Origin of the sequence: Sinomonas cellulolyticus (assembly GCF_014656475.1) — a bacterium.
Classification (GTDB): Bacteria; Actinomycetota; Actinomycetes; order Actinomycetales; family Micrococcaceae; genus Sinomonas; species Sinomonas cellulolyticus.
Genome location: NZ_BNCM01000001.1, coordinates 305,646 through 331,875, shown reverse-complemented (window position 1 = coordinate 331,875; position 26,230 = coordinate 305,646). Strand labels below are relative to the sequence as shown.

General features: G+C 70.3%; 24 protein-coding genes, 8 tRNA genes and 1 riboswitch. Of the genes, 23 read left to right on the top strand and 9 right to left on the bottom strand.

The features are described 5' to 3' along the window. Positions 1 to 437: 437 nt before the first annotated feature. The 7 genes from IE231_RS01525 to IE231_RS01495 form a co-directional block, all read right to left on the bottom strand. A tRNA-Val gene (locus tag IE231_RS01525) sits at positions 438 to 512 on the bottom strand. A gap of 59 nt (positions 513 to 571) precedes the next feature. Further along, a tRNA-Gly gene (locus IE231_RS01520) sits at positions 572 to 644 on the bottom strand. Positions 645 to 667: 23 nt separating this feature from the next. Further along, a tRNA-Val gene (locus tag IE231_RS01515) sits at positions 668 to 739 on the bottom strand. A gap of 58 nt (positions 740 to 797) precedes the next feature. After that, positions 798 to 870 (bottom strand) — tRNA-Gly (locus tag IE231_RS01510). A 23-nt stretch (positions 871 to 893) separates the two neighbouring features. Beyond that, positions 894 to 965 (bottom strand) — tRNA-Val (locus IE231_RS01505). Between the two features lie 31 nt (positions 966 to 996). Beyond that, a tRNA-Cys gene (locus IE231_RS01500) sits at positions 997 to 1,067 on the bottom strand. Positions 1,068 to 1,105: 38 nt separating this feature from the next. Beyond that, a tRNA-Gly gene (locus IE231_RS01495) sits at positions 1,106 to 1,178 on the bottom strand. Between the two features lie 231 nt (positions 1,179 to 1,409). Between IE231_RS01495 and IE231_RS01490 the strand changes: the two genes are divergently transcribed. The 14 genes from IE231_RS01490 (at position 1,410) to hisF (ending at position 12,301) form a co-directional block, all read left to right on the top strand. Beyond that, positions 1,410 to 1,481: transfer RNA gene (locus IE231_RS01490), tRNA-Val, on the top strand. Between the two features lie 75 nt (positions 1,482 to 1,556). Then, positions 1,557 to 2,408 (top strand): cytochrome, encoded by an 852-nt coding sequence (locus IE231_RS01485; protein ID WP_189692150.1) that lies wholly within the window; start codon positions 1,557 to 1,559, stop codon positions 2,406 to 2,408. 123 nt (positions 2,409 to 2,531) lie between these two features. Then, positions 2,532 to 3,125, top strand: a complete 594-nt coding sequence (gene def / locus IE231_RS01480; RefSeq protein ID WP_189692149.1) for a peptide deformylase — start codon at positions 2,532 to 2,534, stop codon at positions 3,123 to 3,125. Continuing rightward, positions 3,122 to 4,042 carry a methionyl-tRNA formyltransferase gene (fmt, locus tag IE231_RS01475; RefSeq protein WP_189692148.1) on the top strand — a complete coding sequence of 307 codons (921 nt, stop codon included), beginning with the start codon at positions 3,122 to 3,124 and terminating at the stop codon, positions 4,040 to 4,042. Before def ends, fmt begins: the two co-directional genes overlap by 4 nt. Next, positions 4,039 to 5,619, top strand: a complete 1,581-nt coding sequence (locus IE231_RS01470; RefSeq protein WP_189692147.1) for an RsmB/NOP family class I SAM-dependent RNA methyltransferase — start codon at positions 4,039 to 4,041, stop codon at positions 5,617 to 5,619. Before fmt ends, IE231_RS01470 begins: the two co-directional genes overlap by 4 nt. Then, complete coding sequence (gene rpe / locus IE231_RS01465; protein ID WP_189692146.1) at positions 5,620 to 6,300, top strand: ribulose-phosphate 3-epimerase; 681 nt, start codon at positions 5,620 to 5,622, stop codon at positions 6,298 to 6,300. Between the two features lie 115 nt (positions 6,301 to 6,415). Further along, positions 6,416 to 6,552, top strand: a riboswitch (FMN riboswitch). Between the two features lie 189 nt (positions 6,553 to 6,741). Continuing rightward, complete coding sequence (gene ribD / locus IE231_RS01460; protein WP_189692304.1) at positions 6,742 to 7,851, top strand: bifunctional diaminohydroxyphosphoribosylaminopyrimidine deaminase/5-amino-6-(5-phosphoribosylamino)uracil reductase RibD; 1,110 nt, start codon at positions 6,742 to 6,744, stop codon at positions 7,849 to 7,851. After that, on the top strand, positions 7,851 to 8,480 hold the full coding sequence (locus tag IE231_RS01455; RefSeq protein ID WP_189692145.1) for a riboflavin synthase: 630 nt from the start codon (positions 7,851 to 7,853) through the stop codon (positions 8,478 to 8,480). Before ribD ends, IE231_RS01455 begins: the two co-directional genes overlap by 1 nt. Further along, positions 8,477 to 9,130, top strand: coding sequence for a 3,4-dihydroxy-2-butanone-4-phosphate synthase (ribB, locus tag IE231_RS01450; RefSeq protein ID WP_189692144.1), 654 nt, complete (start codon positions 8,477 to 8,479; stop codon positions 9,128 to 9,130). The genes IE231_RS01455 and ribB overlap by 4 nt, the downstream gene beginning before the upstream one ends. After that, positions 9,127 to 9,771: a GTP cyclohydrolase II gene (gene ribA / locus IE231_RS01445; RefSeq protein WP_189692143.1), complete on the top strand. Its 645-nt coding sequence runs from the start codon at positions 9,127 to 9,129 to the stop codon at positions 9,769 to 9,771. The genes ribB and ribA overlap by 4 nt, the downstream gene beginning before the upstream one ends. A gap of 64 nt (positions 9,772 to 9,835) precedes the next feature. Continuing rightward, a complete protein-coding gene (gene ribH / locus IE231_RS01440; protein ID WP_189692142.1) occupies positions 9,836 to 10,309 on the top strand; it encodes a 6,7-dimethyl-8-ribityllumazine synthase in 474 nt (157 codons plus the stop codon). A gap of 12 nt (positions 10,310 to 10,321) precedes the next feature. Continuing rightward, complete coding sequence (locus IE231_RS01435) at positions 10,322 to 10,585, top strand: phosphoribosyl-ATP diphosphatase (RefSeq protein WP_189692141.1); 264 nt, start codon at positions 10,322 to 10,324, stop codon at positions 10,583 to 10,585. Between the two features lie 83 nt (positions 10,586 to 10,668). Continuing rightward, positions 10,669 to 11,517 carry an ATP phosphoribosyltransferase gene (gene hisG / locus IE231_RS01430; protein ID WP_189692140.1) on the top strand — a complete coding sequence of 283 codons (849 nt, stop codon included), beginning with the start codon at positions 10,669 to 10,671 and terminating at the stop codon, positions 11,515 to 11,517. A 10-nt stretch (positions 11,518 to 11,527) separates the two neighbouring features. Then, positions 11,528 to 12,301 carry an imidazole glycerol phosphate synthase subunit HisF gene (gene hisF / locus IE231_RS01425; RefSeq protein ID WP_189692139.1) on the top strand — a complete coding sequence of 258 codons (774 nt, stop codon included), beginning with the start codon at positions 11,528 to 11,530 and terminating at the stop codon, positions 12,299 to 12,301. Here hisF and IE231_RS01420 read toward each other — a convergent pair. After that, a complete protein-coding gene (locus IE231_RS01420) occupies positions 12,298 to 12,762 on the bottom strand; it encodes a hypothetical protein (protein ID WP_189692138.1) in 465 nt (154 codons plus the stop codon). The two genes, hisF and IE231_RS01420, sit on opposite strands and share 4 nt — an antisense overlap. Before the next feature lie 54 nt (positions 12,763 to 12,816). Next, complete coding sequence (locus IE231_RS01415; protein WP_189692137.1) at positions 12,817 to 13,461, bottom strand: TIGR03085 family metal-binding protein; 645 nt, start codon at positions 13,459 to 13,461, stop codon at positions 12,817 to 12,819. Between the two features lie 71 nt (positions 13,462 to 13,532). Here IE231_RS01415 and hisI point away from each other — a divergent pair, with 71 nt between their 5' ends. The 9 genes from hisI to IE231_RS01370 all read left to right on the top strand — a co-directional run bounded on the left by hisI (position 13,533) and on the right by IE231_RS01370 (position 26,140). Continuing rightward, positions 13,533 to 13,904, top strand: coding sequence for a phosphoribosyl-AMP cyclohydrolase (hisI, locus tag IE231_RS01410; protein ID WP_189692136.1), 372 nt, complete (start codon positions 13,533 to 13,535; stop codon positions 13,902 to 13,904). 67 nt (positions 13,905 to 13,971) lie between these two features. Continuing rightward, entirely contained in the window at positions 13,972 to 15,537 is a 1,566-nt protein-coding gene (locus IE231_RS01405; RefSeq protein WP_189692135.1) for an anthranilate synthase component I, read from the top strand. Continuing rightward, on the top strand, positions 15,530 to 16,186 hold the full coding sequence (locus IE231_RS01400; RefSeq protein WP_189692134.1) for a Trp biosynthesis-associated membrane protein: 657 nt from the start codon (positions 15,530 to 15,532) through the stop codon (positions 16,184 to 16,186). Before IE231_RS01405 ends, IE231_RS01400 begins: the two co-directional genes overlap by 8 nt. Positions 16,187 to 16,263: 77 nt before the next feature. Then, positions 16,264 to 16,524, top strand: a complete 261-nt coding sequence (locus IE231_RS01395; RefSeq protein ID WP_189692133.1) for an HGxxPAAW family protein — start codon at positions 16,264 to 16,266, stop codon at positions 16,522 to 16,524. Further along, positions 16,524 to 17,351: an indole-3-glycerol phosphate synthase TrpC gene (gene trpC, locus IE231_RS01390; protein WP_189692132.1), complete on the top strand. Its 828-nt coding sequence runs from the start codon at positions 16,524 to 16,526 to the stop codon at positions 17,349 to 17,351. Before IE231_RS01395 ends, trpC begins: the two co-directional genes overlap by 1 nt. Before the next feature lie 121 nt (positions 17,352 to 17,472). Then, positions 17,473 to 18,828: a tryptophan synthase subunit beta gene (gene trpB, locus IE231_RS01385; RefSeq protein WP_189692303.1), complete on the top strand. Its 1,356-nt coding sequence runs from the start codon at positions 17,473 to 17,475 to the stop codon at positions 18,826 to 18,828. After that, the gene (gene trpA, locus IE231_RS01380; RefSeq protein ID WP_189692131.1) at positions 18,825 to 19,634 is read left to right on the top strand and encodes a tryptophan synthase subunit alpha; all 810 of its coding nucleotides are present in this window, start codon (positions 18,825 to 18,827) and stop codon (positions 19,632 to 19,634) included. The genes trpB and trpA overlap by 4 nt, the downstream gene beginning before the upstream one ends. 433 nt (positions 19,635 to 20,067) lie before the next feature. Then, positions 20,068 to 24,687, top strand: a complete 4,620-nt coding sequence (gene gltB / locus IE231_RS01375; protein WP_189692130.1) for a glutamate synthase large subunit — start codon at positions 20,068 to 20,070, stop codon at positions 24,685 to 24,687. Beyond that, on the top strand, positions 24,680 to 26,140 hold the full coding sequence (locus tag IE231_RS01370; protein WP_189692129.1) for a glutamate synthase subunit beta: 1,461 nt from the start codon (positions 24,680 to 24,682) through the stop codon (positions 26,138 to 26,140). The genes gltB and IE231_RS01370 overlap by 8 nt, the downstream gene beginning before the upstream one ends. The last annotated feature ends 90 nt before the right edge of the window (positions 26,141 to 26,230 follow it).

Sequence of the window (26,230 nt, the reverse complement as noted above, 5' to 3'; positions counted from 1 at the left end):
GCCCCGCCTCTCGGCGGTGCCGGCACTCAGTGACGATTCTCGGGGCTGCTCCGAGGCCCTCGGCGGGCCGCAGCAGGAGGCTTCGGTGCTGCGGGTCAGGCTGGGCACTGCCCTGGGCCAGACCGCTCACATCGTCGGAGGCGACCTACTGGACTCCCTTGACCTGATCAGCGAATCTGCCGCCGGTCCTGTCGTCGCCGATGAGCCCTTCAGCCTTGCCCTCTATGTCGTCCAGAAAAGACACGGCCACCTCCTTTCACTCCCGGGGCTACAGCGCCCCTCCTGTCCACGATGGTAGTCATCGGAGGGAGTCAATCCAACCGCTCTGCGGCGGGTACCGTTCCGCTGTCAGCGGACGGCTTGCGTTCTGCGAAAGGAGAAGCCGGGTTAGGCCGCGGGGAGACAGCGAAGGCGCCCGCCGGGCGCCTTCGAGGGAGTGGTGGGCGATACTGGGATCGAACCAGTGACCTCTTCCGTGTCAGGGAAGCGCGCTACCGCTGCGCCAATCGCCCGTGTTCTGTTGTGTGCCGCGTGCGCTTTGGAGGGTCCCGGTGGCGTTTAACGCGAGCAGAGCGGACGACGAGACTCGAACTCGCGACATCCACCTTGGCAAGGTGGTGCTCTACCAACTGAGCTACGTCCGCAGGGGGAGCGCTGGGCTCCGCCGTGGGCGATACTGGGATCGAACCAGTGACCTCTTCCGTGTCAGGGAAGCGCGCTACCGCTGCGCCAATCGCCCGTGTTCTGTTGTGTGCAGCGTGCGCCCTGGAGGGTTCCGATGGCGTTAACGCGAGCAGAGCGGACGACGAGACTCGAACTCGCGACATCCACCTTGGCAAGGTGGTGCTCTACCAACTGAGCTACGTCCGCAGGGGGAGCGCTGGGCTCCGCCGTGGGCGATACTGGGATCGAACCAGTGACCTCTTCCGTGTCAGGGAAGCGCGCTACCGCTGCGCCAATCGCCCTCACTCCCGTCAAGGGAGCAGGTGTCCACCGAGGTGGGGACGGGATTCGAACCCGCGTATACGGCTTTGCAGGCCGCTGCCTCGCCTCTCGGCCACCCCACCGTGTAGGCATCACGAGGATGCTTCGACAGTGTCCTGCGAGCGGACGACGAGACTCGAACTCGCGACATCCACCTTGGCAAGGTGGTGCTCTACCAACTGAGCTACGTCCGCAGGCCGTCGCAACGTCCCGTGCTTTCCGCATCCGGGGCGCGCTTCAACGAGTAACGACTGTATAGGACGGGATGGCCTTTCGACAAATCCGAGAGGGGCTGGCAGCGTGCGCCGCGAAGGGGGCCCAGGGGACCGGATCTGGGCGCCGGGGCAGCGCTCTGATTTGATCCTCGGCTGGCATGTGGGCTACAGTCGGAGGGCGCCGCAGGCCGGATAAGGGCTGAGGCGGACGGGCGATTGGCGCAGTGGTAGCGCGCTTCGTTCACACCGAAGAGGTCACTGGTTCGAACCCAGTATCGCCCACACCGAGGACCCCCGGACATGTCCGGGGGTCCTTCTCGTGTCAAGACTGTCGGACCGTCATGAAAGGGTGTGTCCATGACAGCACCGGAGCTCGCAGTCCCCTCTCCCGACGGCTTCGGACGCATGTACCGGCGCTCGGCTGACCAGCCGCCGAGCGTCCCGTCGATCACCACGGTGATCGCGCAGCAGCCGGTCGAGCTGGACGGCTGGCGCAGCTACATGGCGGCGAAGCACGTGGCGGACCACCCCGAGCTCGGGGCCCTCATGGCCGACCCCTCCCAGATGCGGCGCCTCGTGCGGACCGCTGTCGATGCGTCCGAGGCATACGCCAGGTCGGCCGCCGAGCGCGGCGACCGCGTCCACGCTTATGCCGAGCAGGTGGCCCTGCGCGCTCTTGGCCGTCCCGACCGCGTGGCCGAGGCACTCGAAGCCCTGCGGGAGAAGGGAGAGGAGGGGTTCGCCGTCAGCGTGGACCGCTGGTGGGAATCCTTCTCGGTCGAACCGCTCGCCGCCGAGCTCACGGTCTGGAACCACACGCTCGGGTATGCAGGGACGCTGGACCTCGTGGCGCGCATCAACGGCCGGGTCTGCCTCATCGACTACAAGACCAAGGGCACGTCCCGGGACGGGCGCGTCAAGGCGTTGGACGACAAGGTCGCGATGCAGCTCGTGGCTGGGATGAAGGCGGAGGAGAGCGTCGTCGACTCCTCTGCGGGCACATGGGAGCCCTGGGCCTACGGCGAGGACCCGCTGCTCATCGCGGTGGCCGTCGGCGAGACGGAGCACGCGGCAGTCCGCGTCAATCCGGAGGTCCGGCGGCACCACTGGCTCACGTTCTGCCAGTTGCGCAGGGTGTGGGGTGCGCGGGTGGAGGCTGCCGCCGCCGGCCGGACACTCCTCCCGCTGCCGCCGCCCCCAGCCGCATAGCGCTATAGCCGCTGGCGCCTGAGACGCGCCGCCTAGACTTGAAAGGCAGTGCCGGCTCTCCGGCACCCCGATTCCTCCGCGAGCGCGGGCCGAGCGCCCGCTCCATGAGAAAGGCACCGCATCATGGCCGTCTTGCCCATCAGGATCATCGGCGATCCCGTGCTCCGCACGGTGGCCGAGGAGGTGACGGACTTCGGACCGGCGCTCACGCGCCTCGTGGAGGACATGCTGGAGACCATGGAGGACGTCGACGGCGCGGGGCTCGCGGCGCCGCAGGTCGGTGTGAGCAAGCGCGTCTTCACCTACCAGATCGGTCAGGAGCGTGGCCACGTCGTGAATCCTGTGCTGACGCTGTCCGAGGAGTACCAGGACGACATGGTCGAGGGATGCCTGAGCATCCCCGGCGTGGCCTTCCCGGTACGCCGGCGCGCGCAGGCCCTCGTCACCGGCTCGGACAAGGAGGGGAACCCGGTGGAATTCCCCGCCGAGGGTCTCCTGGCGCGCATCGTGCAGCATGAGACTGACCACCTCGACGGAGTCCTGTTCCCGGACCGGCTGGAGGGTGACGACCGCCGTGCAGCCCTGCGCGCCATCCGCGCGATCGACTACCGCAGCCGTGTCGAGGACACCCTGTCGAAGCGATCGGACCACGTGGGCTCCGCGTTCGGGGCCGGCCAAGTGCGAGGCGCGGCGTTCGGCGCGGGCGGCGCCTCGTGAGGATTGTGTTCGCGGGAACTCCTGACGTCGCGGTGCCCTCGCTGGACCGCCTCGTCTTGGCGGGGTTCACTGTGGTCGGGGTCCTCACACGGCCGGACGCCCGGGTAGGCCGCAAGCGTGCCATCACGCCCTCGGCCGTGGCCGCCCGGGCCGAGGAGCTCGGGATCCCGGTGCTCAAGGCCGCGCGCATCACGCCAGAGGTCGTGGCCCGGCTTCAGGAGTGGACGCCCGAGGCCGCCGCAATCGTCGCGTATGGCGGCATCGTGCCTCCTGCTGCCCTGGCCATTCCGCGCCACGGCTGGATCAACCTCCACTTCTCGCTGCTCCCTGCGTGGCGTGGGGCGGCCCCTCTGCAGTATTCGGTGATCCACGGCGACGACGTCGTCGGTGCGTCCACCTTCCGGCTTGAGGAGGGCCTCGACACCGGCCCCGTGTTCGGGACGGTGGCCCTCACGCCGGGGCCGGAGGCAACGAGCGGGCAGCTCCTCGCGCAGCTTGCGGACGCGGGAGCCGAGCTGCTGGCCCAGACGCTTACCGGCGTGGCAGAAGGGCGGCTCGAGCCGCGGCCACAGGCTGGCGAGCCGACGTTCGCGCCGAAGCTCACGCTCGAGGATGGCAGGCTCGACTGGTCGCTGCCCGCCGTAGCCCTCCACCGCCGCGCCCGCGGGGTCACTCCCGAGCCCGGCGCGTGGACGATGCTGGGCGCTGACCGGTTCAAACTGGAGCCCCCTCGGCTTCGCCCTGATATTGAAGGGATCGAGCCGGGACATCTTGCCTGGGCAGACAAGAGCCTGGTAGTCGGCACGGGGACGCATGCGCTCGAGCTCACGCGGGTCCAGCCCGCGGGGAAGAAGATGATGGCGGCCGCCGACTGGGCTCGCGGCGCAGGGAACATCGAAGGGACGGTGCTGGGATGAACGAGCGTGCGTCAGGCTCCCGCCGAGGCGACGGCGGAGGGGGCGGCGGCCGCCGCCCGGAGCGTCGCCGCGACGCGCAGGGCCGGGAGCGGAATCGCGGAGGGCATGGCCGGCGGCAGTTCAGCGAGCAGGCGCCGCGCCAGCGTTCACGCTCTGCAGATCCGGCGCGCCTCGTGGCCTTCGAGGTGCTCCGCGCGGTGTCCAGGGATGACGCGTACGCCAACCTCGTCCTGCCGCAGCGGGTGCGCCACCACCATCTCGACCGCCGGGACGCAGGCTTCGCCACCGAGCTCGCCTACGGGGCCCTGCGATGGCAGGGGACGTACGACGCCGTCCTCGCCCTCAACGTGGACCGTCCGCTCGCGCAGCTGGACCCTGCCGTGCTCGATGTCCTGCGCCTCGGCGTGCACCAGCTCCTCGGAATGAGGGTGCCGCCCCACGCCGCGCTCAACCAGACTGTTGCCCTCACGCGGGCAGTGATCGGGGCGGGCCCCTCGTCCCTCGTGAACGCCGTGCTGCGCCGGGTGAGTGGGAAGGACCTCGCGGCGTGGACGGCAGAGCTCACTGCCGCCAAAGACGATGCCGCCGAGCGGGACGCGATCGACTACGCGCACCCGGCGTGGATCGTGCGGGCCCTCCGGCAGTCCCTCGTGGCGCATGGCCGTGCCGCAGACGAGGTGCACGCCCTCCTCGAGGCGGACAATGCGGCACCCGTCGTGAACCTCATCGCCCTGCCGGGCGTCGGGAAGCTCGAGGACGCGCTCGAAGCCGGCGCCCAGCCCGGCGACCTGGTGGAAGGCTCGGCGCTGTCCGGCGGGGGAGACCTGGGACGCTGGTCGGCCGTCCGCGAAGGCACAGTGCGGGTCCAGGACGTCGGCTCGCAGCTCGTGGCGCGTGCCGTCGCCGCTGTCCCCCTCGGGGCTGCGGGCCCCGGCGAGACTGCGAAGGGCGCCGCCGGCGCCGAGCGCTGGCTGGACCTGTGTGCGGGCCCCGGGGGGAAGGCGGCGCTGCTGGGGGCACTGGCCGCCGAACGGGGGGCGACCCTCCTGGCGAACGAGGCTGCTCCGCACCGTGCGGACCTGGTGCGCAAGGCACTCCGCCCGGTGCCCGAGGCGGCGTGGGAAGTGCATACCGGTGACGGCCGCGATCTCGGCCACGAGCTGGCGGGCCAGTTCGCCCGGGTCATTGCCGACGTGCCCTGCACCGGGCTGGGAGCCCTGCGGAGGCGACCGGAGGCGCGCTGGCGCCGCACGCCGGGAGACCTGGCGGAGCTCGGCCCGCTCCAGCGCGACCTCCTGGATGCGGCCATCGACGCGGCGGCCCCGGGCGGCGTGGTCGGCTACATCACTTGTTCGCCGCACCCGGCCGAGACGACCACGGTGGTCGCCGACGCTCTCAAGCGCCGGCACGACGTCGAACTCCTCGACGCCGGGGCCGCACTCGACGCCGTGGCACTCCGCCCCCTCGGGGCAGGCCACGAGCGCACCGCCCAGCTGTGGCCCCATGTGCATCAGACCGACGCGATGTTCCTGGCCCTGTTCCGCAAGCTTCCCGCTGCCACGACCGAGGAGTCCTGAGTGAGCTGCTGCATCCACCCCAGCATCCTGTCCGCAGACTTCGTCAACCTCGAGGCCGAGCTGGGCCGGATCAAGACCGCCGACGCCGTGCACGTGGACGTGATGGACAACCATTTTGTGCCGAACCTCACGCTGGGCCTGCCCGTCGTGGAGCGCATCCAGGCGGTGAGTGCGGTCCCGCTCGATGCCCACCTCATGATCGCCGACGCCGACCGCTGGGCGCCGTTGTACGCGGACCTCGGCCTTGCCTCTGTGACATTCCACGCGGAGGCGGCCACCGCCCCCGTCAAGCTTGCGCGGGAACTCCGTGCGAGGGGCTCGAAGGCGGGGATGGCGCTGCGACCGGCAACCGCCGTCGAGCCCTACCTGGACATGCTCGCCGAGCTGGACATGCTGTTGGTCATGACGGTCGAGCCCGGGTTCGGGGGCCAATCCTTCCTGGACCTGACCCTGCGGAAGATCCGCCGGGCCCGGGCCGCGGTCGACGGCTCCGGGGCGAAGGTCGCGATCCAGGTCGACGGCGGCATCTCGGCCTCCACGATCGAGCGCGCGGCGGAGGCGGGTGCCGACGTGTTCGTGGCAGGGTCGGCCGTCTACGGTGCCGATGATCCGGGGGCGGCCGTCGAGCAGCTCCGTGGGCTCGCGGAAGGCGCCGCCCGGGGCCGGGTCCAGTCATCGTGAGCCGTAGGTGACGCGGCACACCCCGGATGTGCGGTATGTGTGGCACAATGGGACAAGCCGCTTGGTTGAACCGTCACCTATCGTGACGGCAGAGCAGCGGCTGAACCAACGAAGATACGTGCTCCGGGGTCGGTGAAAGTCCGAACCGGCGGTGATAGTCCGCGACCCGGCACCCTGCTTCCGAGCGGGATGCCGGTTGAGCCGGTGGAATTCCGGCACCGACAGTCAAAGTCTGGATGGGAGAAGCACGTGCAGTATGCGTTGCGCCGCGGATAGAGTCCGTTCGGCGCGCCGCGTCTGTCGCAACCCCGGAGCCGCTGCGGTGAAGGGAAGGATGGTTGCGATGGACTTCATGCAGTGGCTCTTGACGGCGCAGTTCCCCATGGCGGGACCGGCCAAGGCGGTGGCCGCATGAGCGCCCCGCACACGGTGCCGGACACGATGCGCCGAGGAGCCGCCTCTGCTGGCCACTCCAAGGTGCCGGCCGACGGCGCTTTCATGGATCAGGCCCTCGGCTTGGCGATCCACGGCGTCAGGGGCGCCAACCCGCTTGTGGGTGCGGTCGCCGTCGGCCGTGACGGCAAGGTACTGGCGTCGGGCTGGCATCGCGGTGCGGGCACCGCGCATGCCGAGGCGGACGCGATCGCCAATGCGGCACGCGGGGGCATCGACCTGACGGGCGCAACGATGTACGTCACGCTCGAGCCGTGCAACCACACGGGCCGCACCGGTCCCTGCGCCCAGGCCCTCATCGCCGCGGGGGTGTCCCGCGTGGTCTACGCGATCGACGATCCCCACGATGCCGCGAGCGGGGGAGCGGGAACACTGCGCGCCGCGGGCATCGACGTCATCGGGGGAGTCCGCGCCGGCGAGGCAACGGAACTCAACCGCCAATGGCTCGGCGCGGTCGCCGCCCGCCGCCCCTTCGTGACGCTCCACTTGGCCCAGACGCTCGACTCGCGGATCGCGGCGGAGGACGGCACGAGCCAGTGGATCACGTGCCCCGAGTCGCTTGCGGACAACCATGCGATCCGCGCCAGAATCGATGCCATCCTCGTCGGGAGCCAGACCGTGGCCGTGGACAATCCGAGGCTCACGGCCCGGACCGAGGATGGGCAGCTGGCCGACCACCAGCCGCTGAGGGCAGTGATGGGCCTGCGCGAAGTGCCCGACGACGCGGCCGTGCGGGGCGACGACGGGCGGTTCGTTCACCTGCGCACCCAGGATCCCGCTGCGGCCCTCTCCCGGCTGTTCGATCAGGGCGTGCGGCACGTCATGGTGGAGGGCGGGGCCCGTATCATCGCCGCCTTCCTCAGCGCGAACCTCGTCGACGAGCTCATCGTGTACCAGGCGCCCACCATTCTGGGCTCGGGGAAGAACGCCGTGACCGATCTCGGGGTCCGCACGCTCGCCGACGCGCAGCGCTGGACTTGGGACGAGTCCGGCGGCGGGGCCGTCCGCCGCCTCGGCTGCGACCTCCGACTCCACCTTGCCCCGGCCGCGCACCCCGACGCGGCGCCCCACGACGCACTCCCCCAGGAGGGACTCTGATGTTCACCGGAATCATCGCCGAGCGCGGCACCGTCGAGGACGTCCGCCTGGCCGACGGCAGCGCCGTCCTGACCTTCACCGCGCCGACGCTCGCGCGGGACCTGCCCCTGGGCGGATCGATGGCGGTGGACGGCTGCTGCCTCACCGCGGTGACGAATGACGGCCATCGGTTCACGGTCGACGTCATGGGCGAGTCGCTAGTCCGCACCACCCTCGGCGGGCTCGCGGCGGGGGACCACGTCAACCTCGAGCGGTGTGTCCCCGCCGGGGGCCGGCTCGACGGGCATGTGGTCCAGGGCCATGTCGACGGCGTCGGCACCCTCCTCGAGCGCGAGCCCCTCGATCACTGGAACCGCCTGCGGTTCTCGGTTCTTGCCGACCTTTCGCGCTACGTGGCCGAGAAGGGGTCGATCGCCGTCGACGGCGTCTCCCTCACGGTCACCGCGGTGAGCGGCCCCGACGAGGACCAGCAGTGGTTCGAAGTGGGCCTCATCCCGGCAACCCTTGCCGAGACCGGACTGGGCGAGAAGCCTGTCGGTGCGGCGGTCAATCTCGAGGTTGATGTCCTCGCCAAGTACACGGCCCGGCTTCTCTCGTTCGGTGCCCAGATCCAGGAGGCCCAGCTGTGACCCACACACTGCACGCCATCAGCCTCGAGCCCGTCCACGCCGCCGTCGACGCGCTGCGGGCCGGACGCCCGGTGCTCGTCGTCGACGACGAGCACCGCGAGAACGAGGGCGACATCATCTTCGCCGCCCAGCACGCCACGCCGGCCCTGATGGGCTGGACCATCCGATACTCCTCCGGCGTCATCTGCGTGCCGATGCCCGGCGAGACCGCGGACCGGCTCGCCCTGCCGCCCATGGTCGAGGACAATCAGGACGCGAAGGGCACCGCCTACACGGTCTCGTGCGACCTGCGCGTGGGGATCACCACCGGGATCAGCGCAACGGACCGCGCGATGACCGTGGCAGCCCTCGCGGATGCCTCCTCGTCCCCGGCGGACTTCACCCGGCCCGGGCACATCTTCCCCCTCCGTGCCGTCGACGGCGGTGTGCTGGCCCGGCAGGGCCACACGGAGGCGGCCGTCGAGCTGTGCCGGCTCGCGGGCCTGGCCCCCGTGGGCGTGATTGCCGAAGTCGTCCATGACGACGGCGAGATGATGCGGCTGCCCGCACTGCGTGAGTTCGCCGACGCCCACGGATGCCCGCTCATCTCGATCGAGGACCTCGTCGACCATGTGGCCACGGTGCGGGCCGCGCAGGGAGGAATCGGATGAGCACTGCCCACACCGTCAGCGGGGGCCCCGTCGTCAAGCTGCCCACCGCGTTCGGCGAGTTCGTGGCCCAGGCATGGCTGGACGAGGAGACGGGTGCGGAGCACCTCGCGGTGAGCTCGCCGGCCCCGCCGCCGCCTGGCATCGCACCGCTCGTGCGCCTTCACTCCGAGTGCCTCACGGGGGACGTCTTCGGCTCCTACCGCTGCGACTGCGGCGAGCAGCTGGCCTACGCGCTCGGCCTCATCCGGGACCAGGGCGGAACGCTGCTGTACCTCCGCGGCCACGAGGGGCGCGGCATCGGCCTGGCGAACAAGATCAGGGCCTACGCACTGCAGGAGGCCGGGTACGACACGGTCGAGGCGAACGAGCAGCTCGGCCTGCCCGTGGACGCCCGCTCGTACCGGGCAGCGGCACAGATCCTCGCCGAGATGGGCCAGACGAGCATCCGGCTCCTGAGCAACAACCCCGACAAGAAGCGCCGGCTGGCCAAGGCCGGTGTCCACGTGGTCGAGATGGTGCCGGCGGAGGTGCCCTCCCGGGCGGAGAACCTGCACTACCTCCGGACCAAGAAGGAGCGCATGGAGCACCTCCTCACGCTCGACCGCCAAGCGGGGCTCCGGGTCTCCGGCGACCCTGAGTGACGCCCCTGAACACCACAGGGCGCCGGGATGCACCCGGCACCCTTCCCTACCCGAAGGACTATGCATGAGCGGCCACGGCGCCCCCACCCTCTCCCTCGACAATCCCGAGCTTGCCCGGCTCCGCCTCGCGATCGTGGCGGCGAGCTGGCACACGCAGATCATGGACGGGCTGCTCGAGGGCGCCCGCCGCGCCGCTTCCGAGGCGGGGATCGACGCGCCCACCGTCGTCCGCGTCCCCGGGGCCTTCGAGCTCCCCGTCGCCGCGGTGAAGCTCGCGGAGACGCATGACGCCGTCGTGGCGCTCGGCGTCGTGATCCGGGGAGGGACGCCGCACTTCGAGTACGTGTGCGAGGCGGCCACGGTGGGCCTCACCGAGGTGGGAGTCCGCACCGGGATCCCCGTGGGATTCGGCGTGCTCACGTGCGACACCGAAGAGCAGGGCATCGAGCGGGCGGGACTTCCCGGGTCGAAGGAGGACAAGGGCCACGAGGCGACCACGGCCGCGCTCCTGACGGCCGTAACGCTCCGCTCGCTCTAGTAGGGTAGAACGGTGAAGGATTTCGAGACACTGTTCGCCGAACTCAGCGAGAAGGCCGAGACCCGCCCGGCTGGATCACGCACCGTCGCCGAACTGGAGTCCGGAGTGCACGGCATCGGCAAGAAGATCGTCGAAGAGGCCGCCGAGGTGTGGATGGCCGCCGAGTTCCAGTCCGATGAGGAGGCTGCCGAGGAGATCTCCCAGCTCCTCTACCACGTGCAGGTGCTCATGGTGGCCAAGGGCTTCACGCTCCAGGACGTGTACCGGCATCTGTAGCCGCGGGGCGCTGGCGGTCGCACAGCACCGGCAGCCCCGCGGCGCCAGCCGCCTCCCTCGTCACTCCGCCCAGAAAGCCCGCCATGCTCCGTGTAGCCGTTCCCAACAAGGGATCCCTCTCCGAATCCGCCTCGTCCATGCTCGCCGAGGCAGGGTACCGCCAGCGCCGCGAGGGCGGCCGTGAACTCGTCATGGTCGACCCGGACAATGACATCGAGTTCTTCTTCCTCCGCCCGCGCGACATCGCAGTCTACGTGGGCCGGGGAACGCTTGACGTGGGCATCACCGGCCGTGACCTGCTGCTCGACGCCGAGGTCGAGGCCGAGGAACTCCTGTCCCTCGGCTTCGCGGCGTCCACGTTCCGCTTCGCTGGCCCGGTCGGGCAGTTCACGAGCCTCCAGGAGCTCGAGGGCAAGCGCATCGCCACAAGCTACGACGGGCTCGTGCGCCGCTACCTCGGCGAGCGGGGAATCTCCGCCGAGCGCGTCGTCCGGCTCGACGGCGCCGTGGAATCCTCGGTGCGGCTCGGCGTGGCCGACGCGATCGCAGACGTCGTCGAGACGGGCAACACGCTCAAGGCCGCCGGGATGGAGGTCTTCGGGGAACCGCTGCTGAAGTCGGAGGCCGTGCTGATCGGCCGGACGGGCCACTCCCTCCCGGCGATCGACGTGCTCATCCGCCGGCTCCAGGGCGTCCTCGTGGCCCGCCAGTACGTGCTCATGGACTACGACGTCCGCAAGGACCTCGTGGAGCGCGCCGCGTCGCTGACCCCCGGCCTCGAATCGCCGACCGTCTCGCCGCTGCGTGACTCCGAGTGGGTGGCGGTGCGGTCAATGGTCCCCAAGCGCGAGACGAACCGCATCATGGACGAGCTGTACGACTTGGGCGCACGTGCGATCCTCGTCAGCAGCATCCACGCCTGCCGCATCTAGGAGGGCCCCCATGTCTGTTGCCGTCCGCGTGATCCCCTGCCTCGACGTCGATGCCGGTCGCGTCGTCAAGGGAGTGAACTTCCTGAACCTCCGCGACGCGGGTGACCCGGTCGAGCTCGCCCACCGCTATGACCGCGCGGGGGCCGACGAGCTCACCTTCCTCGATGTCACGGCTTCCTCCTCCGACCGCCAGACCACCTTCGACGTCGTGCGCCGCACCGCCGAGGAGGTCTTCATCCCGCTGACGGTGGGCGGCGGCGTCAGGGGAGTGCACGACGTCGACCGCCTCCTGCGCGAGGGCGCGGACAAGGCGTCCATCAACACAGCCGCCATCGCGCGCCCCGAGGTGATCGACGAGATCACGAGGCACTTCGGATCGCAGGTGCTGGTGCTCTCGGTGGACGCGCGGCGCGTCCAGGGGGACACCGCGACCGCCTCGGGCTTCGAAGTCACGACCCACGGCGGCCGCAAGGGCACCGGGATCGACGCCGTGGCCTGGGCCAAGGAGGCCGCCGACCGCGGCGTGGGTGAGATCCTGCTGAACTCGATCGACGCCGACGGCACCAAGGAGGGCTTCGACCTCGAGCTGATCCGCCTCATCCGCGCGGCGGTCGCGGTGCCCATCATCGCCTCCGGCGGTGCTGGGAAGCCCGAGCATTTCCCGCCGGCCATCGAGGCGGGCGCTGACGCCGTCCTCGCGGCGTCGATGTTCCACTTCGGCCCGGTGGACATGATCGGCCAGGTCAAGTCGGCCATCCGGGCCGCAGGCTTCCCCGTCCGCTAGCCGACGCTGAGCTTCCCGGCCTCGGCCCATCCTTCGGCGAGGAAGGGCGGCGTCTGCGCTGAGTCGCCCTCCACGATCGTCACGAGCCATTCCGCGCCCTCGAGGAAGGCCTCCTCCGCCAGGGCGGAGACCACCGCGGCCCCGAGCCGCCCGTCGGCGTCGTCGGCCGCGAAGCCGAAGCCGCCGATCGCCGCGATGCCGTCTCCGAACGCGATGCGCCCCTGGGCCGCGGGCCGACCCCAGATGGTGAGCTCGACGACGTCGTACTCGCCCAGGGGCGCCTCCGAGATCCCTCCGCCCTCGGGAAGCCTGGGCGGCTGCGGGACGTCGCCCGTGGCAATCGCCAGGACCGTGGCGTCCGCATTCCCCGATCCCTCGTGCGGGGTGTAGGTGCGGTCCTCGCCGGCGATCGCCGCGAACAGCGGGGCGACGGAATCCCAGTTGAGCTCGAAGTCAGTCATGCCACCATCCTGCCACCGGCCGCACCCAACTCCGTCACGCCTTCGTCACGGAGCTCAGTGCCCGATCTCTGCGCTGTCCAGGAGCGCGATGGCGTCGGGCTGGCCCTCGAAGGTGACGAGCGCCTGGGCGCATCGCCCGAAGGCGTGCAGGAGGAGCTCGCCGGGGTCGCCCACAATGGCCACGGAGACAGGTGCGCGCTTGGCCACATGCCGTGGACCGGCTGTGTTCACGAGGACGATGCCCAGATCGACCCCCCGGTACAGGTACGCCGCGCGCTTGACGACCTCGTGCCAGAGCGCGTCGGCGTAGGCAGTGTCGAGGGCCCGGGGCGCCCAGCGGTCGCCCGCGCGGCGCACGTCTTCGGTGTGCACGAAGAACTCGGCGAGGTTGGCTGCCTCGTCGATCGGACCAAGCCGGAGGGGGGAGAGGCGCGGCGGTCCGGCGCGGAACGACTCGACCAGTTCCCGATAGGGGCCCTCTGACGCGTGCTCCGCGGCGAGGCGGTCCGTCGCCTCGTCAGAGGTCTTCGCTCGCGATGTCATGAGCAGGCCCAGACCCACCCGCGGGCTGTGCTCGCGAAGGTACAGATGGGCGGCGAGATGACGGGTCCTCCACCCCTCGCAGAGGGTGGGCGCGTCGGGGCCGGCCGCGAGCAGCGTCTCGGCCAAGACTTCACGCGATGGGTCTACGAAGTGCATCACTGGCGAACCTAGCACGCGCGCGCCCGACGCGCCCGGGCACTGCCGGGAGGCGGACTAGACTTGGAGGGATGTCTGAGCCGAACAGCCCCCTGCCCGCCGACCTGGCCGCACGCCTGAAGAGGGACGACGCCGGTCTGGTCGCCGCGGTCGTCCAGCAGCACGATACCCACGAGGTGCTCATGGTGGGCTGGATGGACGACGAAGCCCTCCACCGCACCCTCACCACCGGTCGCGTGACGTTCTGGTCCCGTTCGCGCCGTGAGTACTGGCGCAAGGGCGACACCTCGGGGCATGTCCAGTGGGTCAAGTCCGTGGACCTCGACTGCGACGGCGACGCCCTCCTCGTGCGCGTCGACCAGGTCGGGGCGGCGTGCCACACCGGCACGCGGACGTGCTTCGACGGTCGGCGCCTCGACGCCGTCGTCGGCCCCGCCGCCTGAGCGGACAGAACCACCCACGCCAGCGCACCCCCTCTGGGTGCACAGCCCGAAAGCGATACCGCACCCCATGAACGACCTTGGAGTCATCAGCCCCTCGCTCGAGGAGTTCCGCGCCGTTGCGGCCCACCGGCGGGTGGTCCCCGTGCACTTGCAGGTGCTTGCCGACGCCGAGACGCCGATCAGCATCTACCGCAAGGTCGCGGACGGCAAGCCCGGCACGTTCCTCTTCGAGTCCGCCGCGGTGGGAGGGTCATGGTCGCGGTTCTCCTTCATCGGCGCCGCGTCGAGGGCAACCCTCACGAGCCGCGACGGCCAGGCGCACTGGATCGGTGAGCCGCCCGTGGGGGTCCCGACCTCCGGCAATCCGCTGGAGGCGCTGCGCGACACCGTTGCCGCCCTGCGGACCGAGCGCTTCGACGGCCTGCCTCCGTTCACATCGGGCATGGTCGGGTTCGTCGGCTGGGAGGCTGTGCGCCGCTGGGAGAAGCTCCTCGACCCGCCCGAGGACGACCTCGAGCTGCCCGAGCTGGCCATGAACCTCGTCACGGACCTCGTGGTGCACGACAACGTGGACGGCACCGTGACGCTCGTGGCCAACGCGATCAACTTCGACAACAGCGACGAACGCGTCGACGAGGCGTGGCACGACGCCGTGTCCCGGCTCCAGCGCATGCTGACGGCACTGCTGCGGCCCGCCGAGTCGGCCGTGAGCGTCCTGTCGCCGGTGGGCGACTACCAGGACAAGGTGGTCCACCAGTGGAGCGAGCAGGGCTACCTCGACGCCATCGCGCGGGGCCGGCGCGCGATCTACGACGGCGACGTGTTCCAGGTGGTCATCTCCCGCCGCTTCGAGCTCGACTACGACGCTGAGCCGCTGGACGTCTACCGCGTGCTGCGGAAGATGAATCCGAGCCCGTACATGTACCTCCTCACGCTCGAGGACGCGTCCGGCCGCCCGTACTCGATCGTCGGATCGTCGCCTGAGGCGCTCGTCACGGTGACCGGCGAGCAGGTGGTGACCCATCCGATCGCCGGCTCCCGGCCCCGCGGCGCCACCGTCGAGGCGGACAAGGCTCTCGCCGAGGAACTGCTCGCAGATGAGAAGGAGCGTGCCGAGCACCTCATGCTCGTCGACCTGGCCCGCAACGACCTCTCCAAGGTCTGCCGCCCCGGCACGGTGGAGGTGAGCGAATTCATGGAGGTCGAGCGGTTCAGCCACATCATGCACCTCGTCTCCACGGTGGACGGCAAGCTGCGGCCCGAGGCGAGCGCCTACGACGTGCTCGCCGCGACCTTCCCGGCCGGCACGCTCTCGGGGGCCCCGAAGCCGCGCGCGCTGCGACTGCTCGACGAGGTCGAGCCGGTCCGCCGGGGTGTGTACGGCGGGGTGGTCGGCTACCTGGACTTCGCCGGGGACATGGACATGGCCATCGCCATCCGCACGGCACTCCTGCGCGAGGGGAGGGCCTACGTCCAGTCCGGCGGCGGGATCGTCGCCGACTCGGACCCCCAGGCCGAGGCGCAGGAGTCCGTGAACAAGGCCGCCGCCCCACTCCGGGCGGTCTATACGGCGTCCGCGCTGAGGCCCGCGGCGACGGCCGCGGGCGCCGAGGCCGGTGCAGCACATGTCTGAGGCAAGGACGTCCCGCCCGGTGCCCGTGTGGGCCCGGAAGCCGATCGTGGTCCTCATCGGCCTGCTGTTCGCCCTCCTGGCCTTCGCCTCAACGACCCAGACGTGGGTCGACGCGGACGTGCAGGGTTCCGCCGTCCGCACGGCCCACCTGACGGTTCAGGGCAGCAAGGCCGCGACAGCGGTCTCGGCCCTCGCGCTCGTGGGACTGGCCGGAACCCTCGCCGCGGCCGTCGCCGGACGGGTCGGGCGGACGGTGGCCGGCGTCGTCGTCGTGCTCGCGGGGGCCGGCGTCGCCGCCGCCTGCGCCGCCGTCCTCGCCGATCCCCGCGCTGCCGCTGAAGGCTCCATCGCCAAGGCGACCGGCCTCGCGGGCAGCGACGCGGCGGTCACGCTCACCGCGTATCCCGCCCTTGCAGCGGCCGCCGGAGTCCTGCTCGCCCTCGCGGGCGTGCTGCTCCTCGTCGCCGCCCGCTTCTGGCCGCTGCGGACCAGGTACGACGCCGGTCGGGGAGCCCGCGCGGCGGCCGCACCCGGGACCCGGCGTGGCGCAGCGGGGACGGCGCCTGAGGAGGCCTCTGACGACGGGGCCTCGGTGGACGGAATCGACGGCTGGGACCGGCTTTCGCGCGGCGAGGATCCGACCGGCTGACCCGCTGCCCGGATGGGCTTCACATTCTGCGGGAGATGGCAGAATGTCACTAGAACCGCAACGTCAGGAGAAGAAAGATGAGCAACACGCGCAGTTCCCAGGGCACCAACGAGGTCCTGCTGGCTGACGACCTCGGGCACGGGAACAGCCCGGCCGCCTGGACGTGCGTCTTCATCATGATGATCGGCGCCATCGTGTCCTGCATCGCCTTCGCGATCGCCAACGCGCCGATCTTCTGGGCCGGCATCGTCGTGATCGCGATCGGCCTCATCGTGGGCTGGGCCATGCGCAGGGCGGGCTACGGCGTGGGCGGCAGCAAGCTCAAGAACCAGCACTGATGGCGACGGTCCTCGACGACATCATCGTCGGCGTCCGCGAGGACCTCGCCGATCGGGTGCGCCTCGTGCCGGCTGCCGAGGTCGAGGCCGCCGCGGCGGCCCGGCCCGCCGCGCTGGACGCCTGGGCCGCCCTCGGCGGCGGCGCTCCGGTCCGGGACCTGCGCATCATCGCCGAGGTCAAGCGGAAGAGCCCCTCGAAGGGGGCACTGGCCGAGATCTCGGACCCGGCCGCGCTGGCAGCACAGTACGAGCGCGGGGGCGCCTCGGTGATCAGCGTCCTCACGGAGCGGCGGCGGTTCAACGGCAGCCTCGCGGACCTCGATGCGGTGCGCGACGCCGTCGGCATCCCGGTCCTGCGCAAGGACTTCACTGTCGACGAGTACCAGGTGCACGAGGCCCGGGCACACGGCGCCGACCTCGTGCTGCTCATCGTCGCGGCGCTCGATGATGCCCGGCTGCGGGGGCTCCTCGAGCTCACCCACGAGCTCGGCATGAACGCCCTCGTCGAGACGCACACCGAGGAGGAGATCGACCGCGCCGCAGTGCTCGGTGCCCGCATCGTGGGCGTCAACGTGCGCAACCTCAAGACGCTCGACGTCGACCGTTCGGTGTTCGCGCGCCTCGCAGACCGGCTCCCGGCCGAGGCCGTGGCCGTTGCGGAGTCGGGCGTCCGCGGGCCCGAGGACATCGCGTACTACGCGGGCCTGGGCGCCGGCGCTGTCCTCGTCGGGGAAGCGCTGGTGACGCACGGGGACCCGGTCACGAGGGTCGAGGATTTCAAGCGCGCGGGAGCGGCGGCCATCGCCGGACGCCTCGCGGCGCACTAGGAGACCCAGCGCTGCTCGAGCGGCGCGCGGGGCAAGGAAGGTGGGACTGGTGGGCGAGACCACGCAGGCAGGCAGCCCGGACACCCGGGACGAGACGACTCAGGGCGGCGGCCACGGGGAGGTGGCCGATGCCTTCCTGAAGGGGAGCCTTCGCCACGCTCCGGGGCCGTACTTCGGCTCCTACGGCGGCCGATGGATGCCCGAGTCCCTCATTGCTGCCCTCGACGAGCTCGAGGACACCTTTGAGAAGGCGAAGGCCGATCCGGAGTTCCTTGCCGAGATCGCCGAGCTGAACCGCAGCTACTCGGGGCGCCCGTCCCTGCTGACCGAGGCCAAGCGCTTCTCGGAGCACGCTGGCGGTGTCCGGGTCTTCCTCAAGCGCGAGGACCTGAACCACACGGGCTCGCACAAGATCAACAACGTCCTCGGCCAGGCCCTTCTGGCCAAGCGCATGGGCAAGACCCGGCTCATCGCCGAGACCGGCGCGGGGCAGCACGGGGTGGCCAGCGCCACCGCGGCTGCGCTCATGGGCATGGAGTGCGTGGTCTACATGGGGGCTGAGGACTGCCGGCGGCAGGCCCTGAACGTGGCCCGCATGCAGTTGCTCGGCGCGGAGGTCGTGCCCGTGACAAACGGTTCCCAGACGCTCAAGGACGCGATCAACGACGCCCTGCGCGACTGGGTCGCCAACGTCTCCACGACCCACTACCTGCTCGGCACCGCAGCCGGCGCACACCCGTTCCCGGCCATGGTGCGCTTCTTCCACGAGGTCATCGGCGAGGAGGCGCGCGAGCAGATCCTCGCGCAGACGGGCCGCCTCCCGGACGCCGTCTGCGCGTGCGTCGGCGGGGGATCGAACGCGATCGGCATCTTCCACGGCTTCCTCGACGACTCCGCGGTGCGCCTCTATGGCTTCGAAGCCGGCGGCCGCGGCGTCGAGACTGGGCACCACGCGGCGACGATCACGCTGGGGCGCCCCGGTGTGCTGCACGGGGCGAGGACGTACCTGATGCAGGACGAGGACGGCCAGACGGTCGAGTCTGAGTCGATCTCGGCCGGCCTCGACTACCCGGGGGTGGGACCCGAGCACTCCTACCTCCACGACATCGGGCGTGTGGCGTACGAGCCGATCACTGACGCCGAGGCCATGGACGCCTTCCGACTCCTGTGCCGCACCGAGGGGATCATCCCCGCCATCGAGTCCTCCCACGCCCTCGCGGGCGCCATCAAGGTCGGCCAGCGGCTCGCCGAGGAGGGCGGTGATCCGCACGAGCGGATCGTGATCGTCAACCTCTCCGGGAGGGGAGACAAGGACGTGCAGACGGCTGCCGAGTGGTTCGGAATGCTGGACGAGAACGGCCAGGTCAAGGGCACCACCCTCTCGACGCGGCGCCCCAAGGGGACCATCTCCCACGTGGGGGAGGACGCCGTCGGCGAGGGGAATGAGCAGGACGAGACCGAGGAGGGTATCGCGTGAGCCGCGTCGCTGACGTCATCGACAAGGCGAAGGCCGAGGGGCGCGCCGCTCTCGTCGGATACCTTCCGGCCGGCTACCCGAGCGTGCAGGAGAGCATCGACGCAGCCGTCGCCCTCGCGCGCAACGGTGCAGACGTCATCGAGATCGGTGTTCCGTATTCCGATCCGGTGATGGACGGCAACGTGATCCAGGCGGCAACCACTGAGGCGCTGGCCAAGGGCTTCCATGTGACGAGCGTGTTCGATGCGGTCAAGGCGGTCACCGACGCCACGGCTGACCTCGGAACGGCCGTGCTGGTGATGACGTACTGGAATCCCGTCATGCGCCTGGGCGTGGATGAGTTCGCGCGCCGGCTCGCGGAGGCCGGTGGCTCGGGCCTCATCACTCCGGACCTCATTCCGGACGAGGCGGCAGAGTGGTTCGCCGCCTCCGACAAGTACGGCCTCGACCGGGTCTTCCTGGTTGCGCCGTCGACGAGCCCGGAGCGGATGGCGAAGACGGTCGAGGCGACCCGCGGCTTCACCTACGCCGTCTCGCTCATGGGCGTGACGGGGGCCCGTGCGGCCGTGGACTCCGCCGCTCGCACCGTCGTCGAGGGCGCCCGCGCGGCCGGTGCGCCCCGCGTGTGCGTAGGCCTCGGCGTCTCCAACTCCGACCAGGTGCGTGAGATCGCCGCCTATGCGGACGGCGTCATCGTCGGCACCGCCCTGGTGACGGCCCTGCGCGACGGCGGCCCCGAGGCAGTCGGTGCCCTCGCTGCAGAGCTCGCCACAGGACTGAAGCGCACGACGCCGGCCAGCGCCTGAGCGCGGGAGTGGGCGGTCCGCACGGGCCGAAACATTCCGTCCGCATGGCGGACAGAAGCGTCTCGCCATGCGGTGTCGTGGTAATCTTGCGGCAAGTCGAGACGGCGCTCACACTCGGCGGCCCGCATCAAGGCCGCGACCGAGTCGGAGTCCTGCCGACCGGCCGGCGGGCAGGGGGAGCCGCGGCAGTTCCGTACCGGGCCACCGCCCGAGCGGCTCGATTCCCACGATGAGGTGGACGTGAAGACCCTCCCGCACAGCGCGGGGAGGGCGTCATCGTATGGCCGATCAGCGGCGGACCGTTCAGTCCGCCATCTCAGCGGCCATACACTTTCCAGTACACAGCGCAGTGCTGTGCCCTCGAACGGGCCCGGCATCGCGGGGCCAACGTTGTCCCCTGTCGCGAATCGACCAGGAGGAAGGACGTTACGTCATGACTCATCCGACCCACGGCTCTGCCGAGCAGGAGTCCGAAAGGGTGCCCTCGCCCTTCGAGCGCTTCTCCGCCCTTCCCCCCTCACAGGGGCTCTACAGTGCCGACGCCGAGAAGGACGCGTGCGGCCTCGCGATCGTCGCGACGCTGCGCGGCGAGGCCGGCCATGACATCGTCGACACGGCACTGCACGCGCTGCGTGCGCTTGAGCACCGGGGCGCGGTGGGCGCCGACGAGGGCACGGGCGACGGCGCCGGGCTCCTCACCCAGATCCCGGATGCCTTCTTCCGCGCAGCCGTCGACTTCGAGCTGCCGGCAGCCGGCCAGTATGCCGTCGGCATCGCCTTCCTCCCGACCGAGTCGCACGAGGCCGCGTCCGCACGGGCCGGCATCGAGTCCCTTGCCGACGCCGAGGGCCTGACAGTCCTCGGCTGGCGCACCGTTCCCGTCGTCGCCGAACTCGTGGGTGCGATGGCGCGTGCGTGCATGCCGCGCTTCGAACAGCCGTTCTTCGCGTCCGCCACGGGCGAGGAGCTCACCCCCAACGACCTCGACGGCCGGGTCTGGCGCATCCGCAAGCGCGCCCAGAACAAGCACGGGGTCTACTTCCCGTCGCTGTCCTCCCGCACGATCGTGTACAAGGGCATGCTGACGACGGCGCAGCTTGAGCCCTTCTACCCCGACCTCTCGGATGACCGGTTCGCGACCAAGCTCGCGATCGTCCACTCCCGGTTCTCGACCAACACGTTCCCGTCCTGGCCTCTGGCGCAGCCGTTCCGCACCATCGCGCACAACGGCGAGATCAACACGGTCAAGGGCAACCGGAACTGGATGCGCGCCCGCCAGTCGCAGCTGAACAGCCCACTGCTCGGCAATGCACCGGAGGAGCTCTTCCCGATCTGCACGCCGGGCGCCTCCGACTCCGCGTCCTTCGACGAGGTTGCCGAGCTCCTGTGGCTCTCCGGCCGGCCGATCACGCACTCGATCATGATGATGATCCCCGAGGCGTGGGAGAACCACGTCACGATGGATCCCGCCCGCCGGGCCTTCTACGAGTACCACTCGCTCCTCATGGAGCCGTGGGACGGCCCTGCCGCCATCTCCTTCACCGACGGGACCCTCGTGGGTGCCACCCTGGACCGCAACGGCCTGCGTCCCTGCCGGTACTGGGTGACCGAGGACGGGCTCGTGGTCTTCGCCTCCGAGGTCGGCGTCGTCGACGTCGAGCCCGCCAACGTGGTGAAGAAGGGCCGCGTGTCGCCGGGCAAGATGTTCGTGGTCGACACCGAGGCCGGACGGATCATCGACGACCAGGAGGTTAAGGCAGAGATCGCGGGCTCGAACCCGTGGGCCGAGTGGGTCGCGGAGAACGTGATCCGCCTGGACGACCTCCCCGAGCGCGAGCACGTCGTGCACACGCCGCAGTCGGTGAACGTGCGCCAGCGGACGTTCGGCTACACGCAGGAAGAGCTCCGCATCCTGGTGGGCCCGATGGCCCGCACGGGCGCCGAGCCTATCGGTGCGATGGGCACGGACACGCCGGTCGCCGTCCTGTCCAAGCGTCCGCGGCTCCTCTTCGACTACTTCGTGCAGTCCTTCGCGCAGGTCACGAACCCGCCCCTCGACGCGATCCGCGAGGAGCTCGTGACGAGCCTCAACGGTGCGATCGGCCCCAATGGCAATCTGCTGAGCACACGTCGCGTCGCGGAGAAGCAGGTGATCCTGCCCTTCCCGGTGATCAACAACGACCAGCTCGCGAAGATCGCCAACATGGAGGCAGAGTCGGGAGAGCACGCCGGAGAGAGGATCGCCGTCAAGATCCGCGGCCTCTACCGGCCTGAGGGCGGGGAAGCGGCGCTGCGCGCGCGTCTGACGGAGATCTGCGAGCAGGTCTCCGGGGCCATCAACCGCGGCGTGCAGTACGTCGTGCTGTCCGATCGCGACTCGAACGCCCAGTGGGCGCCGATCCCGTCTCTCCTGCTGCTCTCGGCGGTCCACCATCACCTGCTGCGCAGCGCGAACCGCACCAAGACCGCCCTCGTCGTCGAGGCCGGCGATGTGCGCGAAGTCCACCACGTCGCCGTCCTTCTCGGCTACGGCGCCTCGGCCGTCAACCCCTACCTCGCGATGGAGAGCGTCGAAGAGCTCATCCGCTCCGGCGAGCTGCCCGGCGTCGTGCCTGAAGAAGGCGTCTACAACCTCATCAAGGGCCTCGGCAAGGGCGTCCTGAAGATCATGTCCAAGATGGGCATCTCCACCGTGGCCTCGTACTGCGGCGCCCAGACCTTCGAGGCGCTCGGACTGTCCCAGGACCTCGTGGACGAGTTCTTCGCCGGGACGAACAGCCAGCTCGGCGGCGTCGGCCTCGATGTGATCGCGGCGGAGGTCGCGGCGCGCCACGAGATGGCGTACCCGTCGTCGGGCATCGAGCAGCCCCACCGCCCCCTGCTCAACGGCGGCGAATACCAGTGGCGCCGCGACGGGGAGCCGCACCTGTTCAACCCCGAGACGGTGTTCCGCCTGCAGCACTCGACGCGCGAGCGCCGCTATGACGTGTTCAAGGCCTACACCAAGGGCATCGACGACCAGTCCGAGAACCTCATGACCCTGCGGGGCCTCCTGAAGTTCAAGGAGGGGCTGCGGCCGGCTGTGCCGATCGAGGAGGTCGAGCCGGTCTCGGAGATCGTGAAGCGGTTCTCGACTGGCGCGATGAGCTACGGCTCGATCTCGAAGGAGGCGCACGAGACGCTGGCCATCGCCATGAACCGGCTCGGCGGCAAGTCGAACACCGGTGAGGGCGGCGAGGACGTCGACCGGCTCCTGGACCCCGAGCGCCGGTCAGCGATCAAGCAGGTCGCCTCCGGGCGGTTCGGCGTGACGAGCCTGTACCTGACCAACGCCACCGACATCCAGATCAAGATGGCGCAGGGGGCCAAGCCCGGCGAAGGCGGCCAGCTCATGGCCCAGAAGGTGTACCCGTGGGTTGCGCGGACGCGCCACTCGACCCCCGGTGTCGCGCTCATCTCGCCCCCGCCCCACCATGACATCTACTCGATCGAGGACCTCGCGCAGCTCATCTACGACTGCAAGCGCGCCAACCCGACGGCCCGCGTGCACGTCAAGCTCGTCTCCGAGGTGGGCATCGGGACGGTGGCCGCGGGCGTGACCAAGGCCAAGGCCGACGTCGTGCTCGTCTCCGGGCACGACGGCGGGACGGGCGCCTCGCCGCTGAACTCGCTCAAGCATGCGGGTGTCCCGTGGGAGCTCGGCCTCGCCGAGACCCAGCAGACGCTCATGCTCAACGGGCTGCGCGAGCGGGTCGTCGTCCAGGTGGACGGCCAGCTCAAGACCGGGCGCGACGTGGTCATCGCGGCGCTCCTCGGCGCCGAGGAGTACGGCTTCGCCACCACCGCCCTCGTCGTGTCGGGCTGCATCATGATGCGGGTCTGCCACCTCGACACCTGCCCGGTCGGCGTTGCGACGCAGAACCCGGAGCTGCGGGCCCGCTTCAGCGGCAAGCCCGAGTTCGTGGTGAACTTCTTCGAGTTCATCGCCGAGGAGATCCGCGAGCACCTCGCGGCACTCGGCTTCCGCTCGATCGAAGAGGCGATCGGCCACTCCGAGGTGCTCGAGACGCGCGACGCGATCGAGCACTGGAAGGCCGAGGGCCTCGACCTCTCGCCGATCCTCGCGGGCCTCGACTTCGACGAGGACGCCCCCCTGCGGAACACGACCGGCCAGAACCACGAGCTCGAGAAGCACTTCGACGTCCAGCTCATCGAGCTCGCGTCCGAGGCGCTCACCGACCGCACGCCCGTGAAGATCAGCCTGCCGGTGGTCAACACGGACCGCTCCGTCGGGACGATGCTCGGCTACCACGTCACCAAGACGTTCGGCATCGAGACGCTCGGCACCGACACCATCGACGTGACCCTGACCGGAACGGCTGGCCAGTCGCTCGGCGCGTTCCTGCCGGCCGGCATCACGCTGCGCCTCTTCGGGGACTCCAACGACTACGTCGGCAAGGGCCTCTCGGGCGGCCGGATCATCGTCCGGCCCGACCGCACCAACGTGTTCCCCGCCGAGCACAACGTGATCGCGGGCAACGTCATCGGCTACGGCGCCACGGGCGGCGAGCTCTTCCTGCGCGGCCAGGTGGGCGAGCGGTTCCTGGTCCGCAACTCCGGCGCGACCGCCGTCGTCGAAGGCATCGGCGACCACGGCTGCGAATACATGACCGGCGGCCAGGCCCTCATCCTGGGCCGGACCGGGCGCAACTTCGGCGCCGGCATGTCGGGCGGCACGGCCTTCGTGCTCGACCTCAAGCCGGAGCGCGTGAACAAGCAGGCCCTCGACTCGGGCGAGCTCACGCTCAGCGAGCTCGACGACGAGGACCGCGGAATCGTGCGCAACCTGCTCGTGAAGCACATCGAGGAGACCGAGTCGGCGCTCGCCCAGCGGCTCCTCGACAACTTCGACGACACCGCGGCCAGGATCACCAAGGTCCTCCCGCGTGATTATGCAGCAGTGCTGCAGACCCGTCTGGGCGCCCTCGAGGAGGGCCTCGATCCCGACGGTGAAGAAGTTTGGTCTCGCATCCTGGAGGTGACCGGTGGCTGACCCACGCGGATTCCTGAAGACCCGGCAGAGGGAGACGCAGACGCGCCGACCGGTTCCCGTCCGCATCATGGACTGGAAGGAAGTGTACGAGGCGCGTCAGGAGGGCACCGTCCTGAGGCGGCAGGCCTCCCGCTGCATGGACTGCGGCGTCCCGTTCTGCCACCACGGCTGCCCGCTCGGCAACCTCATTCCCGAGTGGAATGACCTGACCCGGCGCGGCATGGGGCAGGACGCCTCCGAGCGCCTGCACGCGACCAACAACTTCCCGGAGTTCACGGGCCGCCTCTGCCCGGCGCCCTGTGAGACGGCGTGCGTCCTCGGCATCAACCAGCCGGCCGTGACGATCAAGCAGATCGAGGTCTCGATTGCCGAGGAGGCGTTCGACGAGGGCTGGATCGAGCCGCTCCCGCCGGCGCGCCTCACGGGCAAGACCGTGGCTGTCGTCGGATCCGGGCCCGCCGGCCTCGCCGCTGCCCAGCAGCTGACCCGGATCGGCCACACAGTCGCCGTCTACGAGCGCGATGACCGCATCGGCGGCCTCCTGCGCTACGGGATCCCCGACTTCAAGATGGAGAAGGACGTCATCGACCGGCGTCTTGCCCAGATGCAGGCCGAGGGCACGCGTTTCCGCACCGGCGTCAGGGTAGGCGAGGACGTCAGCTGGGATCAGCTGCGTCGCCGCTACGACGCGGTCGTCATCGCCACCGGCGCCACGGTGCCCCGCGATCTCCCGATCCCGGGCCGCCACCTCGACGGCGTCCACTACGCCATGGACTACCTCGTGCAGTCGAACCACGCCACGGCGGGTGACACGGTGGTCGACCAGATCGACGCACGCGGCAAGCACGTCGTCATCCTCGGCGGCGGCGACACGGGCGCGGACTGCATCGGTACCGCTCACCGCCAGCAGGCCGCCTCGGTGACCACTCTGGCCATCGGCAAGCAGCCGCCCACGGAGCGGCCTGCCCACCAGCCGTGGCCGATGTACCCGAACCTCTTCGAGGTCGCCACCGCCCACGAGGAGGGCGGCGAGCGCACGTACCTCGCCTCGACGGTGGAGTTCGTCGGCGAGAACGGGCGCCTCACGGGCATCAAGGTGGCCGAGACCGAGTACGTGGACGGCAAGCGACTGCCGAAGGCCGGTACGGAGCGCATCATCCCGGCAGACCTCGTCTTCCTGGCACTCGGCTTCACCGGCGCGGAGCCTGCGGGCATCACCGAGCAGGTCAAGGCCGGCTTCGACGAGCGCGGCAACGTGGCCCGCGACGCCGACTACATGACCGACGTCCCCGGCGTGTTCGTTGCGGGCGACGCCGGACGCGGCCAGTCGCTCATCGTGTGGGCCATCGCGGAAGGCCGCGCCGCAGCCGCTGCGGTCGACCGCCACCTCATGGGATCGACGATCCTCCCCGCCCCCGTAGCGCCGACGGACCGCGCCATCACGGTCCTCTGATCCAGACCGCGGGGCGGGCCACCTGCCCGCCCCGCGGTGCATGGCCACCCCTCTGAGTTCATCCCTGAAGAACCCGCTGTCCACCACTTC

What these genes read in the sequence shown, in the direction of transcription:
- IE231_RS01485 (WP_189692150.1), top strand. Translation starts at nt 1,557, where the DNA reads ATGACAGCACCGGAGCTCGCAGTCCCCTCTCCCGACGGCTTCGGACGC.
- def (WP_189692149.1), top strand. Translation starts at nt 2,532, where the DNA reads ATGGCCGTCTTGCCCATCAGGATCATCGGCGATCCCGTGCTCCGCACG.
- IE231_RS01470 (WP_189692147.1), top strand. Translation starts at nt 4,039, where the DNA reads ATGAACGAGCGTGCGTCAGGCTCCCGCCGAGGCGACGGCGGAGGGGGC.
- ribD (WP_189692304.1), top strand. Translation starts at nt 6,742, where the DNA reads ATGCGCCGAGGAGCCGCCTCTGCTGGCCACTCCAAGGTGCCGGCCGAC.
- IE231_RS01455 (WP_189692145.1), top strand. Translation starts at nt 7,851, where the DNA reads ATGTTCACCGGAATCATCGCCGAGCGCGGCACCGTCGAGGACGTCCGC.
- ribA (WP_189692143.1), top strand. Translation starts at nt 9,127, where the DNA reads ATGAGCACTGCCCACACCGTCAGCGGGGGCCCCGTCGTCAAGCTGCCC.
- ribH (WP_189692142.1), top strand. Translation starts at nt 9,836, where the DNA reads ATGAGCGGCCACGGCGCCCCCACCCTCTCCCTCGACAATCCCGAGCTT.
- hisG (WP_189692140.1), top strand. Translation starts at nt 10,669, where the DNA reads ATGCTCCGTGTAGCCGTTCCCAACAAGGGATCCCTCTCCGAATCCGCC.
- hisF (WP_189692139.1), top strand. Translation starts at nt 11,528, where the DNA reads ATGTCTGTTGCCGTCCGCGTGATCCCCTGCCTCGACGTCGATGCCGGT.
- IE231_RS01420 (WP_189692138.1), bottom strand. Translation starts at nt 12,762, where the DNA reads ATGACTGACTTCGAGCTCAACTGGGATTCCGTCGCCCCGCTGTTCGCG.
- IE231_RS01415 (WP_189692137.1), bottom strand. Translation starts at nt 13,461, where the DNA reads ATGCACTTCGTAGACCCATCGCGTGAAGTCTTGGCCGAGACGCTGCTC.
- hisI (WP_189692136.1), top strand. Translation starts at nt 13,533, where the DNA reads ATGTCTGAGCCGAACAGCCCCCTGCCCGCCGACCTGGCCGCACGCCTG.
- IE231_RS01405 (WP_189692135.1), top strand. Translation starts at nt 13,972, where the DNA reads ATGAACGACCTTGGAGTCATCAGCCCCTCGCTCGAGGAGTTCCGCGCC.
- IE231_RS01400 (WP_189692134.1), top strand. Translation starts at nt 15,530, where the DNA reads ATGTCTGAGGCAAGGACGTCCCGCCCGGTGCCCGTGTGGGCCCGGAAG.
- IE231_RS01395 (WP_189692133.1), top strand. Translation starts at nt 16,264, where the DNA reads ATGAGCAACACGCGCAGTTCCCAGGGCACCAACGAGGTCCTGCTGGCT.
- trpC (WP_189692132.1), top strand. Translation starts at nt 16,524, where the DNA reads ATGGCGACGGTCCTCGACGACATCATCGTCGGCGTCCGCGAGGACCTC.
- gltB (WP_189692130.1), top strand. Translation starts at nt 20,068, where the DNA reads ATGACTCATCCGACCCACGGCTCTGCCGAGCAGGAGTCCGAAAGGGTG.